This is a genomic window from Listeria monocytogenes ATCC 19117 (genome assembly GCF_000307025.1).
Taxonomy (GTDB): domain Bacteria; phylum Bacillota; class Bacilli; order Lactobacillales; family Listeriaceae; genus Listeria; species Listeria monocytogenes_B.
In genome coordinates, this window is the sequence record NC_018584.1 from 657,950 (window position 1) to 673,290 (window position 15,341).

Consider the following 15,341-nt stretch of genomic DNA (forward strand, 5'->3'; position numbering starts at 1 on the left):
TTCCTCCTAAATTTGCTCTAATGCTTTCGTTAAATCTTGGATAATATCATCGGCATTTTCGATTCCGATAGATAGGCGAATGGACTCTGGTTTCACGCCAGCTGTTAATTGTTGTTCTTCGCTTAGTTGTTGATGGGTCGTGGAAGCTGGGTGGATGATAAGCGATTTTGCATCACCAACATTCGCTAAATGCGAGAATAATTCCACGGATTCAATCACTTTTTTACCAGCCTCGTAGCCACCTTTAACCCCAAATGTGAAAATGGAGCCAGGTCCTTTTGGTAAATATTTTTGGGCTAATTCGTGGTATTTGTTGTCGCTCAAACCTGGATAATTTACCCAAGCTACTTTTGGATGGTCATTTAAGAAATTGGCAACTTGTTTCGCATTTTTCACGTGTTGCTCAAGGCGTAAGGATAGTGTTTCTAGGCCTAAAATGAGTAAGAAGGCGTTGAACGGAGAAAGTGCTGCGCCAGTATCACGAAGGAGTGAGACGCGTAGTTTGGTAATATAAGCCGCCGCGCCAACGTCATTTGTATAAGACAAACCATTGTAGCTATCATCTGGTACCACTAGCTTTGGAAATTTGCCATTTGCCCAGTTAAATTTACCTGAGTCAATAACCGCACCACCAATTGCAACCCCGTGACCACCAATGAATTTTGTTGCCGAGTAAACGACGATATCTGCGCCAAAATCAAACGGGCGATTCAAATAAGCGGTCGCGAATGTGTTGTCAACGATGAGCGGGATATCGGATGCGTGCGCAATTTCTGCTACTTTTTCGATATCGACAATATTAATATCAGGATTCCCAATTGTTTCTATAAAAACAGCTTTCGTATTATCTTTAATCGCTTTTTCAAAATTTTCAGGTTCATTAGGGTCAACAAACGTTACGTCAATCCCAAAAGTTTTAAACGTATGGGAAAATAGCGTGTGCGTTCCGCCATAGAGTGTTGCGGCTGCGACGATATGATCTCCAGAACCCGCAATATTTAAAATAGAGTAAGTAATAGCAGCCATCCCAGAAGCAGTTGCAACCGCACCAATACCGCCTTCAAGTAGCGTTAACCGTTCTTCTAAAACAGCTGTAGTCGGATTCATAATTCGTGTATAAATATTTCCAGTTTCTTGTAAACCAAATAAGGCTGCGGCATGTTCCGGGCTATCAAATGTGTATGACGTCGTTTGATAAATTGGTACGGCTCTAGAATGCGTATCTCCGTCCGGTGTGTGTCCGCCGTGTACTTGAATTGTTTCGAATTTATACTCATTACTCATAAAATCCACTCCTCTTTAATATGTATTTATCAGTAATTTCCATCAAAAAACCTCCCTAGCAGTATATAAGCCGCCAGAGAGGATAGAGTTTCCTAAACTTGGATTTCCGACTTATCTTTCAGAATATACTGCTGGAATTAGCACCGTGAAAATAAATTCCGGTTGCTAAGGCTTCAAAGGGCCAGTCCCTCCACCTTTCGTGATAAGAAAATACTATTAAATTAAGTTATATATTACGCTGGATGCCATCAATTGTCAACTATGTGCTGAAAAAGTCTAAAATTAGTACTTTTTGTGTTGAATTTGTGACAACGACGTTTTTTTTGAAAGAAAAAATTTTTTTAAAAGGTTTTAAATCCATTTTTTAGGCTATTATAGTTAAGACTAATTATATTTCATTAAAAATGGGGTTGAATTAGAAAAAACAAAGGGGAGTTGAAATAAAAAATGAAGACTTTTACACGAATTCTTGTTTTATTAGCGGGGATTGCAATGATTATACTAGGGGTTTGGTTCTTATTCCATCCAGGAATTTCATTATTAACCTCGACATTAATGTTTGGTTTCTTATTACTGATTTCTGGTATTTTCCACACAATCTCTTACTTTTCAGACAGAAAATCACAAAATGTTTCTGGCTGGGTACTAGCTGACGGGATTTTATCCATCTTACTAGGTTTCTTGCTATTATTTAATGAATTTGACGGAACTTTAACACTCGTATTACTTTTCGGTATGTGGGTATTATTTGCTGGTATTATGCGTACAATTGGCGCATTCACTGCCAAACAAAACAACGTACAAGGCTGGGGCTGGATTTTAACAATCGGTATTATCGGCATTATTGTTGGTTTTATCGCTCTATTCAATCCAGTTGTTTCCGCAATTGGTATCGTCCTTGTCGTTGCGATTTTCTTCATCGTTCAAGGTATCGGCGCAATCGCAACATTTTTCTTTATTGGTAAAAATAGTTAATAAAAAAGAAGCTATCTTAGTTTGATAGCTTCTTTTTATTATGCATATTTTTACGAAATACAATTAGAAAAAAGTATTCATTTTGCACTCATATGTAAGGTTCGTGATTTTCTTTTAGTTTTTGCTTATGAATCTCGAAATTATTAACACGCCAAGGTTTTGGCGAAAGCGCAATAATGCCATCTTCTTCGAGCTTTCGCAGGTTAGTTGCAACGTAAGCTCGAGCTAAATTTAGATAATTTCCCAAGATTTTTTGGGTGAAATAATAGGGAATCAAACAAGAACCATCCGACTCGATTCTTCCAAATCTCTCCCCACAAGCAATTAATCCCGCTAAAACTTTCTCGCTAGAAGGGAGATTAACGTAACCTTCCCGTTCTAACATAGGTGTAACCATACTTTGCATAAGTGCATTCATCTGCCAAAAAACATCTGGTGAACTTAAGAATTTATTAAGAACATATTTACGTTCAAATTGATAAACACTCACTTCACTTATCGTTGTGTAATTTACTGGTGATTTTGCACCACCAAGAAGTGTAAGCGGCCCGATACATTCTTGTTTACCTAAGAAGTTAATAATGCTATCTTCTTTACAAGTATTTTTACTCATAGAAACGACACCATCTTCAATGATGTAGAAATAATCAGTTTCCGCACCTTCAGCTAAAATCTGTTGGTTGCGCCTAAAGCGAATTCTTTTATATGGAAGAACTGCTTCACTAGAATCTTTTAATAAATTGAGTAAATCTACGTTGTAAAAGCTATTTTCCTCATTCAGTAATGACATATACCGAGTCCCCTTTTCTCAGTGTTAATCATTATCATTATATAGGAGAAGACTCAAAATGTGTATTAATGGGACTTAGGATGCTCGAAGTAATTTGGCTTTAATCAAACGATCACGAATGAGAATCCCTAATAACGCCGCAAAAACCGCTTTGATAATGCCTGGAATAATGAAAGGTACCATGCCTGTTAAAAAGGCGGTCGGCCAGTCAAGTCCAGTGCTAACTTTAAGCCATAAAACCCCGAAAATTAACGTAACGATGGCTCCTAAAATATTAGCAACGATTGCATAAGGAACAGTGAATTTTGTTTTTTCGAGCAACCAACCTGTAAGTAGTGCATTAAAAATAAATCCGACAATAAATCCGCCAGTTGGCCCAAAAAGAATCCCAATTCCTGCTGTCATACCTTGGAAAACAGGAATACCCACAGCGCCAAGAACAATGTAAACTAAAACAGATATTGTACCATGACGAGCTCCAAGAATGGTTGCAGCTAACCCAATGGCAAACGTCTGCCCAGTAAGGGGGATTGGACCAAGTGGGATAGCAACTTGTGCAAGTAAAGCAATGATGACTGCGAATAAAGCATCTACGACTAAAAATTTCAATTTCTGATCACGCATAAACATATCTCTCCTTAATGTAAACTTTTTACTAAAATAGGTTAACATTTATTTCCTGAAAAAACAATACTATTTTTTCTAACCAGTACCTTGCAATGAACACTAGTGTATGTTAAACTATAGTGGTAGTGAACAATATATAGTAGTGAATACTTGTTACTAGTGTGCAATATAACAGAATGGAGGAGTTAGCATGGAGGTTAACCCACAGTTCAAAAAAGGTGTGTTAGAACTTTGCTGTTTATTTTTAATTCAAAAGAAAGATTGTTACGGTTATGAATTAGCAAATCAAGTGTCTAAATATATTGAAGTAGCTGAAGGTGCTATTTATCCAGTACTTAGAAGATTAGTAAAAGAAGAATATTGTTCTACCTATTTAGTAGAATCAAATGAAGGTCCATCAAGAAAATATTATCAGTTGACAGTAAAAGGAGAAATTTACTTGAATGAACTTATTTCTGAATGGAATAATTTTACAGACAGTGTGGCAAAGCTATTAACAGAGGGGGATGCAGTAAATGAATAAACAAGATTTTCTCAATGAATTAAACCAACGACTGGAATTGCTTGATCCGAAAGAACGGAGAGAGTTACTATCGGACTATCAGGAGCATTTTAGAAATGGGATTGAAGCAGGGAAAAGCGAGGAGCAAATCGTTTTTGACCTTGGGAGCCCAGAAGAAATTGCTGCGGATATAATCAGCGAACGTGGTATTCGTGAAGAACCGGCAGAAATGGATTATTATTATGTCCCGCGAAAAAATCAAAATGAAAATAGATCTGTGAGTAAACAAATTTTAATAGGTGTCGGATTATTTTTCTTAGATATTTGTCTTATCATTCCAATTATGGTTTCGCTATGGTCCTTGGTTATCTCACTTTGGGCGACGGTTGGTGGGTTCCTTTTATCACCAGTTATACTTGGCGTAGGAATTATTTTTGGTGCTGATTTCGAATTTTATCAAATGTTTGTTTCTATTGGCCTTGTAGGTTTGGGGCTAATGCTTTTATTTGTAGCAAACGCGCTAACTCAGCTTACAAGTAAAGTAACAATGGCGATTATCCAGTGGCATAAATATGCGGTAAAGGGAGGCGGAAAAAATGCGTAAACATCACTTAAGTAAAAAATTATTTTTCGCTGGTTTGGTACTATTTATTATCGGTGCTATCGGTGTAGCATTAACGATGAACAAAGGTAATATGATAGAAAAAGGTGAACCACTTACAAAACAGTGGGACTTATCAGCTGAAAGTATTAACTCCATTGCTTTTTCTTCCGAGCGCGACGTAACGTTTGAATGGAAAGAAAGTACAAATGGAAAAAATTACATCGAACTAAAAGGTAATTACTCTGCTAATGATAAAAAAGCCATTCAAAAATTAGATCCAGTTTCGGAAGATGGAACGTCCTTTAATATTACAGTTCCTGAAGAAGAGGATTGGTATAACGGCTTTGGCAAAATATACGCATACGGTCAACAAAAAGTAACCGTTTATTTAACAAAAGATACTAAATTAGCTGATTTAGAAGTGAAATCTCATTCTGGGGATATCAATGTAGCTGATTTTAAAGTAAAGAAATTTGTTAGTTCTACCAACTCAGGTGAGTTAAAAGTAAGTAATTTGGAAGCAAATACTGCTCAAATGGCTACTTCTTCTGGGGACTTGGAATTATCGAATATGAAAGCAAATAGCTCAGTTGAAACTGGTTCTGGACAGACGGACCTTACTAATTTAACAGGTGATTTAGAAGTAAATGGTGGTTCAGGCGATGTGAATGTTACAGGTGTTAAAGCGAAGAAACTTAAAATTGCCATCGATTCAGGAGACATTGAGTTGACTAGTGGCACTGTAACTGACCTAGCTGTGTTAACAACAAGTTCCGGAGACATTGATGCAAGTACAAAAGGTAAAGTACAAGCGGAATCCAACTCAGGAGCAATCGAACTTGCAGGCATAACGAATGATGTAACAGCAAAAACAAGCTCAGGTGATATCGATGTAGCTTTTATCAAACAAGTAAAAAACATCGAAATCAATACAGATTCTGGTGAAGTTGAACTTGATCTACCGGGTGATTTTAAAGCTATTTATGAAGCAAGTAGTAATTCAGGTAGCGTTAAAGCACCAACGAGTGATTCAAATACCGATAACCGAGTAACGGTGAAAACAAGTTCCGGAGATATTAAAATCGAAAAATAAAAAATCAGTGCGCTAATTATTTAATTAGCGCATTCTTTTTGTTAAAAAGGGGTAAAGTCAGATAAACTGTTTCATCAATTTGCGCAAGTGAAAGGGGAATGGATGATGAATTTTCATATTAGGAAAGCAACTAATTCGGATGCTGAAGCCATTCAGCATGTAGCGATTACTTCGTGGCATCATACCTATCAAGATTTAATTCCAGGCGATGTACAAGACGATTTTTTGGAAAGGTTTTATAACGTTGAGACGCTTCATAATCGTATTTCAGCGACTCCTTTTGCTGTTGTGGAACAAGCAGACAAAGTAATCGGATTTGCGAATTTTATTGAACTTGAAAAGGGGAAGAGCGAACTCGCAGCATTTTATTTACTACCAGAAGTGACACAACGCGGACTTGGTACAGAACTTTTAGAAGTAGGAATGACTCTATTTCACGTGCCATTACCAATGTTCGTTAACGTCGAAAAAGGAAACGAAACAGCGATTCATTTTTATAAGGCGAAAGGGTTTGTTCAAGTGGAGGAATTTACCGAGGATTTTTACGGTTATCCGCTGGAGACAATTCGTTTTAATTTGAATCATCATGCGTTTGAAGAAGAATAAAAAAATGTCTATTCTAGTTGAATGAATCAATTAGGATAGACATTTTTTTATTTCGTAGCGGCTTTTCCACTGGTAGATTTTCCACCGCGTAAAAAGAAGAAGATGATGGCAAGTAGCGCCATGATAACTCCTGCGAGAATGGATACGCCAACAGAAATGAGCATACCAGAAACTTGGATAATACTTAAAATGATGACTGCTGCAACAACCCCGTAAGCGAAGCCCCATATAGCAAATGTGAAGTAACTAGCTTTTTTGCTAAACCCGTAAAAAATTTCGCCTAACGTAGAAGCAACTAAAATTACAGGAGCTGCAAAAAGTATCGCTGAAAACACAAGCTGTGGCGTAACGTTGTCATAGAGGATTGTTTCGACTAAAAGCGTAGAAAAAATTCCTAAAACAAAAATCGATAAATAAGCAATAATAAAACGCATCAAAAAAACCTCCTAAAGTACACTATATTATAGCATAAATTAGGAAGTTAGCTTAACATCTAGCCCAATTATCGTCACTATGCTTTACGATACGTGTAATTCCTCGAATCAAGTTGAAAATGAGTATCGATACATTTAGAAAAACGATAAAAAATACAGTAGCTAAGGCAAGAAAGTTAATGGTATCTGCACTATTGGTACTAAATGGCACATTGTTGTAAAGTAAAATCATTACAACTACACCAGCGACAAAAGTTGTCTGTGTGAGGAGTGCCCATCTTACATGATGCCGAATTTCTTTATCTTTTGTTGTACACCAGATAATCGCGGGAGTAATGACCGGGGCAAAGAAAAGACTGAAATAACTAAGCGCACTAATAATTTTTTTATCTAACATTTCTCATCTATCCTCTCATTTGTTTATAAGTCTAGTATAGCGGGGAAAGAGAAATGGAACCATCGAATTAGGTGACGATATACAGAGGAAGATGACAGTTTTGTCATATACAAAAACGCCTCTTCGAAAAAATCAAAGAGACGTTTCTTTATATGACTGATTTTAGGGACCAAACTTTACTGCGCCATCTTCGGTACATTAGAACAGCTCGAACGCCTTCATCAATAATATAGGCGAGCCAAACACCTACAAGCCCAAGACCAGCAGAGATACCAAGTACATAGGAGAACGGCAAACTAACAATCCACATAACGATAAGTCCGCATATAAATGGAAAACGAACATCGCCTGTTGAGTTAAGACTGCTAATAATGATAATATTCGTCGCACGTCCAAGTTCTAGGAAAATCGAAAGTAAGAACAATTCTTTCGTCATCGCAATGATTTCGGTATTGGTAGTAAATAAACTCATAATTGGTTCCGCGAAAAGGTAAATCGAAACGCTGACCACAATTGCGACAACCAAACCAATCTTCCAACTACGTAGACCTTGCTTATAAGCTTTATCGATTTCTTTTGCACCAACCGCGCGACCGATAATAATTTGAGAGGCCTGACCGAGCGCGATAGCAAAGAGTGCGACAAACTGGCTAACCGTCGAAGCATAAACTTTTGTGGTAAGCGCCTCTGTACCAAGAATCGCAATAATTGCGGTAACAACTAGTTGCGAGCCGGCATACGATAAATTTTCCCCAGCAGAGGGAAGGCCAAGTCGTAAAATCGAATAAAGTAATTTTTTGGAAACTTGCTCCAGTTTTTTGAAATGGAAAGTATAGCCGATATATTTTCGCAGCATCCAGATGGCTAGACCCATTCCGACGAAGTTTGCGACAGCAGTGGAAATACCAACACCTGCTACCCCGTAATCTAAGTATGCAAGCGGGCCGTACAGGAATAAGTAATTACCGACAACATTGATAATGCTAATCGTCACAGGAACAAGAATGGATTGTCTTACGTAACCATGCGCCCGGAGAATAGGCAAAATCGAAGCATGAATAGCGATAACAACCGAGCTTCCACCGATAATTTCTAAAAACGGTGCACCAACTTGAACTAAATGAGGATCAATTCCCATCCAAGTCAGGAAGTTTTTCGACATAAAAATGAAAATAATACTCATCACAATTCCAATTAAGAAAGCGACCACTAAGCCATTTGTAATCACATTTTCAATTTCTTTATGTTTTTTGGCACCAATCATTTGGGCAACGATAATCTGTACGCCAACACTGATAAAGCCGTAAATAATAATAGAAATAACAAGAATCTGATTTGCTACCCCTGTCGCAGCTACCGCATCATCTGAATAATGCCCCAACATAAAGACATCAATATAACTAATCATCAGACGTAAAAATTGCTCTAGAAAAATCGGCCAAGCAAGCGTAAAAAGACTTATGCTGGCGACTTTATGTACTGAACTCACTTATTTCCCTCCCTTCGCATTAACACAATTAAAGCCATTATAAGGTAATTAAAGTTAAAAGTATAGATTAATTTCAAAATCGCTCCAAGATATCGCTTGACAAAAATCGAATATCTCATATAATTAGTTAGGTAAACTAATCAAATGATAGAAAGAAGTGGAGAAATGTCTTCGAAAAATCAAGACTTGGGGCACTCAGTAATCAAGGCTTTCATGAATTTTAAGCATGCTGAAATAAAGAGTTTCCAAATTCCGGGTTACAGTAAATCTGAAACAAGATTTATTTTTATTTTATCTCGTGGGCTTAAAAGCAGAGGGCCAAAAATTCGTGTTTCCGATCTTGGTCACATGCTTAGAATTTCAAAACCAAGCGTCACGCAAATGATTCAATCTTTGGAAGGAAAAGGACTCATTAAACGTGTTCAAAACCCAGAAGATAAGCGCTCGATGTATGTGGAATTAACAGAAGTCGGAGCAGGCGTGTCAGAAAAAATGCTCGATGAATTTCAAGCTAGTTTTGAAGATATGCAGGAGTTTTTAGGCGAAGACGATATGAAAAAATTGATTACACTCCTAGAAAAACTGACAGATTACTTAAACACAAAATCCGAAAATAAGGAGGCATAAACCGCAAATGATGAAATTGATGAAAAGATTAAAACCTTATTGGCTGAGCATTACGGCCGTATTAGTCCTTACTTTCGGGCAAGTCATTGGACAGCTTTATTTACCGACGCTTATGTCGAACATTATCGACAAAGGAGTTGTAACAGGCGATACAGACTACATTTGGAGCACTGGAATGCAAATGTTACTTATATCATTTGCTTCAGTTATTTTGTCGGTCATCGTCGTTTATCTCGCATCCAGAATTTCGATGGGATTCGGGAAAGATTTACGCGATAAAATTTTTACAAAGGTAGAGGACTTTTCCTTACAAGAATTTGATAAAGTAGGAACTTCCTCGCTGATTACGAGAACGACAAATGACGTTGTTCAAATCCAAAATGTACTTTATATGATGATGCGGTTAATGGTGATGGCGCCAATCATGCTACTCGGCGGTATTATTATGGCAGTTGGACGAGATGCGAAATTATCGCTTATTTTTGTCGTTGTTTTACCGCTACTACTCCTATTAGTAGTTATTCTTGGCGGAAAAGCAATGCCGATGTTTAAATCGCTTCAAAAGAAAATGGACAAATTAAACCGCGTTATTCGTGAAGGGTTAACCGGGATTCGTGTTGTGCGTTCCTTTAACCGCAATGAAGATGAACTCGAAAAATTTGAAGAAGCAAACGCTGACTATGCTACTACGGCGATTAAAGTTAACCGACTGCTATCTCTTATGAGTCCATTAATGATGCTACTGATGAACTTAACTTCCATTGCGATTGTCTGGATTGGTTCGATTTTTATTGGCAATGGTGATATGCAAGTAGGGGACTTGATGGCGTTTATTCAATACGCGATGCAAATTATGATGTCCTTCATGATGCTTTCTGCTGTATTTATTATGATTCCACGTGCCGGAGCTTCTGCTGAGCGTATTAATGAAGTTTTAGATATGAATGCAGAAATACTTAACCCTGAAAATCCAAAAACAAGTGCACCACCAGCAAAACTTTCTTTTGAACATGTTACTTTCCGCTATGAAGGCGCTGAAAAACCAGTAATTGAAGATATTACTTTTGAAGCTAATGCTGGGGAAACAGTTGCAATCATCGGAAGTACTGGTGCTGGTAAGTCTACTTTGATTAATATGATTCCACGTTTTTATGATGTCGAAAGTGGTGTTGTAAAAATTAATGGAATTGACGTGCGTGAAATGGATCAATCCAGTTTGCGCCAAAAAATTGGTCTTGTGCCGCAAAAAGCGGTTCTATTCACAGGAACAATTGCTTCTAATATGCGCTACGGAAAAGAAGATGCAACCGACGAAGAAATTTGGGCAGCACTTCGAACAGCTCAAGCGGAAAACTTTGTATCTAAACTTGCAAATGGTTTAGGAAGCCGCGTAGAACAAGGCGGGAACAACTTCTCTGGAGGACAAAAACAACGTCTTTCCATCGCACGTTCTTTAATTAGAAAACCAGAAATTTATATTTTTGATGATAGTTTCTCGGCGCTCGATTTCAAAACGGATGCGAAACTGCGTGAGGCTTTGAAAGCTGAAACAACCGAAGCGGTGACACTCATTGTGGCACAACGTATTACCTCTGTTGTCAATTCCGACCAAATCATTGTTATGAATGAAGGTAAAATTGCTGGAATTGGAACACATGAAGAATTGAAAGAAACGAATCAAATTTATCAAGAAATTATGAGGTCACAGCTGTCAGAGGAGGAAATCGCATGAGTGGTCCAGGTCCAGGTGGTGGCATGAGAATGCAAACGACCGCCAAACCAAAGAACTTTAAACAAACACTATTCCGGCTTCTTGGCTATATGAAACCTCGTTCTGTCGCAATTATCGTCGTGTTTATCTTTGCGATTTTATCCACGATTTTTAACATTTTTAGCCCGAAAGAACTCGGGAAAGCAACAACGGAAATTTTTAAAGGTGTTTTGAGTCCGGCTGGGATTGATAACGATAAGATTTTCAATATATTAATGATTGTTTTAGTCTTATACCTTGGTAGTTCCTTATTTAGTTTCATTCAGCAATACGTCATGTCGAGTGTTGCGCAACGAACTGTTTATGATATGCGGAAAGATTTAAAGGCGAAAATGGCTCGCTTGCCGCTGAAATATTATGATACACGCTCAAATGGTGATATTCTAAGTCGTTCTGTTAATGATATGGATAATATCGCGAACACTTTGCAACAATCACTAACCCAAGCTATTACCGCGATTGTCCAAATGATTGGTGTTTTAATCATGATGCTAACAATAAGCTGGCAAATGACATTAATCGTTCTAGTGACAGTTCCAATCAGTATTATTTTAGTCGCCATTATTGCTGGTAGATCACAACGTTACTTCGGCGCACAACAACGTAATCTAGGTATTTTAAATGATACTGTAGAGGAAACTTACGGTGGCCAAACGATTATTAAAGCCTTTGGTCAAGAAAAGAAAACGTTAGTAAAATTTGATGAAGTAAATGAAGATTATTTCAAAGCAGCGAAAAAAGCGCAATTTATTTCCGGGATTATGATGCCGGTGATGCAATTTGTTGGTAACTTAGGCTATGTCGGTGTCTGTGTGGCCGGTGGTATTTTTGTTACTAATGGAACGCTTCAAGTGGGGGATATTCAATCATTTACGCAATATGTTCAATTATTTACGCAACCAATTTCAAGTGTGGCAAATATTGCTAACATCATTCAATCCACTATTGCTTCGGCGGAACGTGTATTTGAAATGATGGATGAAGAAGAAGAAAAAGACGAAATTCCAGCTAACGTTAATCAAGTTGCTGGCGAAGAACACAGCATTGTATTCGACCACGTGAAATTCGGTTACACTCCGGATAAACCTCTAATGACTGACTTAAATATTCATGTGGAAGAAGGCCAGATGGTAGCAATTGTTGGTCCGACTGGTGCTGGTAAAACAACCATTATCAACTTGCTGATGCGTTTCTATGACGTAGATGGTGGGCAGATCCGGATGAAAGGTATTGATACACGCGATATGACCAAAGATGCTGTCCGCGAAAAATTCGGAATGGTACTGCAAGATACTTGGTTATTTAACGGAACCATTGCCGACAATATCGCATACGGTCGTGAAGGCGCAACGAAAGAGGAAGTTATCGGAGCAGCAAAAGCAGCTTATGCAGATGATTTCATTCGCAGACTTCCAAATGGTTATGATACCGTCTTGAATGAAGAAGGTTCTAACATTTCGCAAGGTCAAAAACAATTACTAACGATTGCCCGTGCGATTTTATCTGATCCATCTATCTTGATTTTAGATGAAGCGACTTCTAGCGTAGATACTCGTACAGAATTAAACATTCAACTTGCGATGGGTAATTTGATGGAAGGGCGCACAAGCTTTGTGATTGCGCATAGACTTTCAACCATTCGTGATGCAGACTTAATTCTCGTGATGAATCACGGTAGTGTAATCGAACAAGGTACGCACCAAGAACTACTGGACGCAAAAGGCTTCTACGCTGACCTTTACAACAGTCAGTTCACAGGAGCTCAAGCCGTTTAAATGTAAGAAGACAATGTGGCTCACCCGCCGCATTGTCTTTTTTTGAGCAAAAAATTTGTTTGATGGTGGATTAGGCGTTATGGTTAATAAAGAAGAAATTGAAGAGGTGAAAATAGATGTATCAATCCATTACTGCAAATGATTTAGAACAAGACTTAAAAAAAGCGTCACATAATATCTTAGATGTCAGAGATGCAGATGCTTTTGTTGAAGGACACATTCCGGACGCAATAAATATTCCAATTAATGAACTACCAGAAAAATTAGCTTCTCTTGATAAAGAGAAACCTTATACAATTATCTGTTATGCTGGAGGTCGTTCTGAGCGCGCGAGTCAATTTTTAGCTGCAGAAGGCTTTGACGTAACGAATGTAATGGGAGGTATGGGAGCCTTTCACGGTATAGTAACTAAATAAAAAAAGAAGTCGCGACTAAAATTCTAGTCACGACTTTTTTATTTAGCTATGTTTTCTTTGACGGAAGAAGAGGATAGCTACTCCGGCAATGATAATCCCAATTAACACAGTAGTTGCTTGACTCGCGTCGCCAGTGTTTGGTAAAGCGGCATTTACTTCTGAGTTAGACGGATTTGATGCGTTTTCAGAGTTCGCAGATTGTCCATTATCTGGGTTGGGATTGATATTTGGATTATTAGGATTTGGCGTAGGATCTGGTGTGGGATCAGGGCCGGGAGCAGGTGGTGTCGGAGGTTCATTTCCCTCTACCACATTTACTAAAACAATAACTGGGTCAGCATTTAGTCCATCTGCACTTACCGCATTTAAAGTCACTTTATACGTTCCGACTTTGGCTAAATCAACAACGCTATCAAAATCACTCGTTACCTTACTACCATCACTTGTTTTTGCTGAAATATCTTGTAAAAATTGCTGGTCTGTCTTGGTTGAATCTTTCGTGTAAGAAATGCTCTTATCTGCTGTTATGACTGGTTTTGCAAGTATGGTCACCGTTACTTGTGTTGGTGTTGCTTTTAAACCAGCAGCATTTTCGGCATTTAATGTCACCGTGTAGACACCGGGTTTACTAAAGTCTACAACCGTATTAAAATCACTAGTAACAGGCGTTCCATCATCTGTCTCAGCATGAACATCTTTTAAAAATTGTTCTTCTGTAACAGTGGTTTGTTCCCCATAACTTATTGCTGAATCATTTGTAATGGTTAGTGAATGATCGATGTCAAAATAGTGGTCGTAGCTTCCCCCTGATACGGAATAATTATTGAAATTTGGCGGAGTTTGATACGATCCGGCGGGGTTATTGTATAATGCATTGTATTCCATTTTAGTAATCGTATCAAAATAACTTTTGGTAATTCCACTTACCGTAATTCCTTTATCGTCAATGGTTAAACGGCTACCGTCAATTTTGGTCTCATTTAAAGTGAAATACGTGCTAGCAGAACTTGTATTAGTTGTAAAAGGGAACAAATAGCCATCAAAGTTTACTCCTCGTTCAGTCATTAAAGTAAACGGCACAAAGATAGTTTGGTTTGCTTCATCAAAATTCAATGCAGAGCTTTTGATAGAGCTGTTGATTAAAACGGTTCTACCTACGTTTTGTCCGTAAGCCGATAAACTCACTAATTTAGGAAAAGTATCAATTCCACGGAAATCATTAATTCCACAAAACTGGACAAATAAAGTAGCTAAATTTGGAATGGATTTTAGTGGCATGATGTTAGTAATAGAAGGATTACTGTCTAAATTTAAGTAACTTAACTTGGACATTTTATTAAATTTAGTTAGTGCATTATTGTCGAGCTTACCAGGACTTAGATTTAAGTTGGTGATGTTTGATAAATTATTCAAATCGGGTAATGAATCATTTGTTAAGTTATCTCCGGCAATGCTAAGATTAGTTAGGCTAGGTATTTTTGCGACTAAGGCATAATCTGTTACCCCTGTATTAGACAAATGTAAAATTGTTAAATTATGTGCATAATCAAGACCTGTTAAATCAGTTAAACTACTGTTACTAATAGTGACATTTGTAATAGTATCCATCTGAGCTTCAGTAATATCACTTGTGCTTGATTGTCCTAAGAGTCCATTTAAATAACTTTTCAAAACTGGGTCAGGAATGTTGACAACATCTTGAGCGGCTTTTACACTAATTTCTTCTTCCGCTGAGACATTCGCGGAAAATGATATAGTAAATGGCATCATTAAAAGGACGCACAAGCCAATTTTGACTCCCATTTTTCTCATGAATTTTTCCTCCTTTAATAACTTTTGTTCGGTATAATCGTATGTATTCTTAAAACAATTCCTCTTTTAGTAATATGTTAAACAAAATAGTATCAAAAGTGTTGTTAAATTAAATCGAAAAAAAACCGTGAAAGCGATT

Annotated in this window: 16 protein-coding genes and 1 riboswitch; of the genes, 9 read left to right on the top strand and 7 right to left on the bottom strand. The window is 37.6% G+C overall.

The genetic code is table 11. The annotated features are described in order from the left end of the window. Window positions 1–6 precede the first annotated feature (6 nt). Window positions 7–1,284 (bottom strand): O-acetylhomoserine aminocarboxypropyltransferase/cysteine synthase family protein, encoded by a 1,278-nt coding sequence (locus LMOATCC19117_RS03185; RefSeq protein ID WP_003725904.1) that lies wholly within the window; start codon window positions 1,282–1,284, stop codon window positions 7–9. A 108-nt stretch (window positions 1,285–1,392) separates the two neighbouring features. Further along, a riboswitch (SAM riboswitch) is annotated at window positions 1,393–1,493 on the bottom strand. A gap of 238 nt (window positions 1,494–1,731) precedes the next feature. Between LMOATCC19117_RS03185 and LMOATCC19117_RS03190 the strand changes: the two genes are divergently transcribed. Next, window positions 1,732–2,259, top strand: a complete 528-nt coding sequence (locus LMOATCC19117_RS03190; RefSeq protein ID WP_003723402.1) for an HdeD family acid-resistance protein — start codon at window positions 1,732–1,734, stop codon at window positions 2,257–2,259. A gap of 88 nt (window positions 2,260–2,347) precedes the next feature. On the opposite strand, the gene LMOATCC19117_RS03195 is transcribed toward LMOATCC19117_RS03190, so the two are convergent. Beyond that, on the bottom strand, window positions 2,348–3,049 hold the full coding sequence (locus LMOATCC19117_RS03195; protein ID WP_003723403.1) for a Crp/Fnr family transcriptional regulator: 702 nt from the start codon (window positions 3,047–3,049) through the stop codon (window positions 2,348–2,350). 75 nt (window positions 3,050–3,124) lie between these two features. Next, the gene (locus LMOATCC19117_RS03200; RefSeq protein WP_003727258.1) at window positions 3,125–3,673 is read right to left on the bottom strand and encodes a biotin transporter BioY; all 549 of its coding nucleotides are present in this window, start codon (window positions 3,671–3,673) and stop codon (window positions 3,125–3,127) included. A 193-nt stretch (window positions 3,674–3,866) separates the two neighbouring features. Between LMOATCC19117_RS03200 and LMOATCC19117_RS03205 the strand changes: the two genes are divergently transcribed. The 4 genes from LMOATCC19117_RS03205 to LMOATCC19117_RS03220 all read left to right on the top strand — a co-directional run bounded on the left by LMOATCC19117_RS03205 (window position 3,867) and on the right by LMOATCC19117_RS03220 (window position 6,481). After that, complete coding sequence (locus LMOATCC19117_RS03205; protein WP_003727257.1) at window positions 3,867–4,199, top strand: PadR family transcriptional regulator; 333 nt, start codon at window positions 3,867–3,869, stop codon at window positions 4,197–4,199. After that, a complete protein-coding gene (locus LMOATCC19117_RS03210; protein ID WP_003734466.1) occupies window positions 4,192–4,782 on the top strand; it encodes a DUF1700 domain-containing protein in 591 nt (196 codons plus the stop codon). The genes LMOATCC19117_RS03205 and LMOATCC19117_RS03210 overlap by 8 nt, the downstream gene beginning before the upstream one ends. Then, window positions 4,775–5,875, top strand: a complete 1,101-nt coding sequence (locus LMOATCC19117_RS03215; RefSeq protein WP_003727256.1) for a DUF4097 family beta strand repeat-containing protein — start codon at window positions 4,775–4,777, stop codon at window positions 5,873–5,875. Before LMOATCC19117_RS03210 ends, LMOATCC19117_RS03215 begins: the two co-directional genes overlap by 8 nt. Window positions 5,876–5,980: 105 nt before the next feature. Next, window positions 5,981–6,481, top strand: a complete 501-nt coding sequence (locus LMOATCC19117_RS03220) for a GNAT family N-acetyltransferase (RefSeq protein WP_003726747.1) — start codon at window positions 5,981–5,983, stop codon at window positions 6,479–6,481. 47 nt (window positions 6,482–6,528) lie between these two features. Here LMOATCC19117_RS03220 and LMOATCC19117_RS03225 read toward each other — a convergent pair whose 3' ends face one another. The 3 genes from LMOATCC19117_RS03225 to LMOATCC19117_RS03235 all read right to left on the bottom strand — a co-directional run bounded on the left by LMOATCC19117_RS03225 (window position 6,529) and on the right by LMOATCC19117_RS03235 (window position 8,801). Beyond that, window positions 6,529–6,915 carry a hypothetical protein gene (locus LMOATCC19117_RS03225; protein ID WP_003726748.1) on the bottom strand — a complete coding sequence of 129 codons (387 nt, stop codon included), beginning with the start codon at window positions 6,913–6,915 and terminating at the stop codon, window positions 6,529–6,531. A gap of 52 nt (window positions 6,916–6,967) precedes the next feature. Then, window positions 6,968–7,312 (bottom strand): DUF4870 domain-containing protein, encoded by a 345-nt coding sequence (locus tag LMOATCC19117_RS03230; RefSeq protein WP_003726749.1) that lies wholly within the window; start codon window positions 7,310–7,312, stop codon window positions 6,968–6,970. Window positions 7,313–7,460: 148 nt separating this feature from the next. Then, window positions 7,461–8,801 carry an MATE family efflux transporter gene (locus tag LMOATCC19117_RS03235; protein WP_003727255.1) on the bottom strand — a complete coding sequence of 447 codons (1,341 nt, stop codon included), beginning with the start codon at window positions 8,799–8,801 and terminating at the stop codon, window positions 7,461–7,463. A gap of 165 nt (window positions 8,802–8,966) precedes the next feature. On the opposite strand from LMOATCC19117_RS03235, the gene LMOATCC19117_RS03240 reads away from it, so the two are divergent. From LMOATCC19117_RS03240 to LMOATCC19117_RS03255, 4 genes are all read left to right on the top strand, one after another. Beyond that, window positions 8,967–9,428, top strand: a complete 462-nt coding sequence (locus tag LMOATCC19117_RS03240) for a MarR family winged helix-turn-helix transcriptional regulator (RefSeq protein ID WP_003724169.1) — start codon at window positions 8,967–8,969, stop codon at window positions 9,426–9,428. A gap of 7 nt (window positions 9,429–9,435) precedes the next feature. After that, a complete protein-coding gene (locus tag LMOATCC19117_RS03245) occupies window positions 9,436–11,160 on the top strand; it encodes an ABC transporter ATP-binding protein (RefSeq protein ID WP_003724350.1) in 1,725 nt (574 codons plus the stop codon). Next, complete coding sequence (locus LMOATCC19117_RS03250) at window positions 11,157–12,974, top strand: ABC transporter ATP-binding protein (protein WP_003734465.1); 1,818 nt, start codon at window positions 11,157–11,159, stop codon at window positions 12,972–12,974. Before LMOATCC19117_RS03245 ends, LMOATCC19117_RS03250 begins: the two co-directional genes overlap by 4 nt. A 116-nt stretch (window positions 12,975–13,090) precedes the next feature. Continuing rightward, window positions 13,091–13,390, top strand: coding sequence for a rhodanese-like domain-containing protein (locus tag LMOATCC19117_RS03255; protein WP_003724352.1), 300 nt, complete (start codon window positions 13,091–13,093; stop codon window positions 13,388–13,390). A 42-nt stretch (window positions 13,391–13,432) separates the two neighbouring features. Here LMOATCC19117_RS03255 and LMOATCC19117_RS03260 read toward each other — a convergent pair whose 3' ends face one another. Beyond that, on the bottom strand, window positions 13,433–15,202 hold the full coding sequence (locus tag LMOATCC19117_RS03260; protein ID WP_003734464.1) for a LapB repeat-containing protein: 1,770 nt from the start codon (window positions 15,200–15,202) through the stop codon (window positions 13,433–13,435). Between the last annotated feature and the right edge of the window lie 139 nt (window positions 15,203–15,341).

Coding starts and splice junctions, on each gene's coding strand:
- LMOATCC19117_RS03185 (WP_003725904.1), bottom strand. CDS start 1,284: ATGAGTAATGAGTATAAATTCGAAACAATTCAAGTACACGGCGGACAC.
- LMOATCC19117_RS03190 (WP_003723402.1), top strand. CDS start 1,732: ATGAAGACTTTTACACGAATTCTTGTTTTATTAGCGGGGATTGCAATG.
- LMOATCC19117_RS03195 (WP_003723403.1), bottom strand. CDS start 3,049: ATGTCATTACTGAATGAGGAAAATAGCTTTTACAACGTAGATTTACTC.
- LMOATCC19117_RS03200 (WP_003727258.1), bottom strand. CDS start 3,673: ATGCGTGATCAGAAATTGAAATTTTTAGTCGTAGATGCTTTATTCGCA.
- LMOATCC19117_RS03205 (WP_003727257.1), top strand. CDS start 3,867: ATGGAGGTTAACCCACAGTTCAAAAAAGGTGTGTTAGAACTTTGCTGT.
- LMOATCC19117_RS03210 (WP_003734466.1), top strand. CDS start 4,192: ATGAATAAACAAGATTTTCTCAATGAATTAAACCAACGACTGGAATTG.
- LMOATCC19117_RS03215 (WP_003727256.1), top strand. CDS start 4,775: ATGCGTAAACATCACTTAAGTAAAAAATTATTTTTCGCTGGTTTGGTA.
- LMOATCC19117_RS03220 (WP_003726747.1), top strand. CDS start 5,981: ATGAATTTTCATATTAGGAAAGCAACTAATTCGGATGCTGAAGCCATT.
- LMOATCC19117_RS03225 (WP_003726748.1), bottom strand. CDS start 6,915: ATGCGTTTTATTATTGCTTATTTATCGATTTTTGTTTTAGGAATTTTT.
- LMOATCC19117_RS03230 (WP_003726749.1), bottom strand. CDS start 7,312: ATGTTAGATAAAAAAATTATTAGTGCGCTTAGTTATTTCAGTCTTTTC.
- LMOATCC19117_RS03240 (WP_003724169.1), top strand. CDS start 8,967: ATGTCTTCGAAAAATCAAGACTTGGGGCACTCAGTAATCAAGGCTTTC.
- LMOATCC19117_RS03245 (WP_003724350.1), top strand. CDS start 9,436: ATGATGAAATTGATGAAAAGATTAAAACCTTATTGGCTGAGCATTACG.
- LMOATCC19117_RS03250 (WP_003734465.1), top strand. CDS start 11,157: ATGAGTGGTCCAGGTCCAGGTGGTGGCATGAGAATGCAAACGACCGCC.
- LMOATCC19117_RS03255 (WP_003724352.1), top strand. CDS start 13,091: ATGTATCAATCCATTACTGCAAATGATTTAGAACAAGACTTAAAAAAA.
- LMOATCC19117_RS03260 (WP_003734464.1), bottom strand. CDS start 15,202: ATGAGAAAAATGGGAGTCAAAATTGGCTTGTGCGTCCTTTTAATGATG.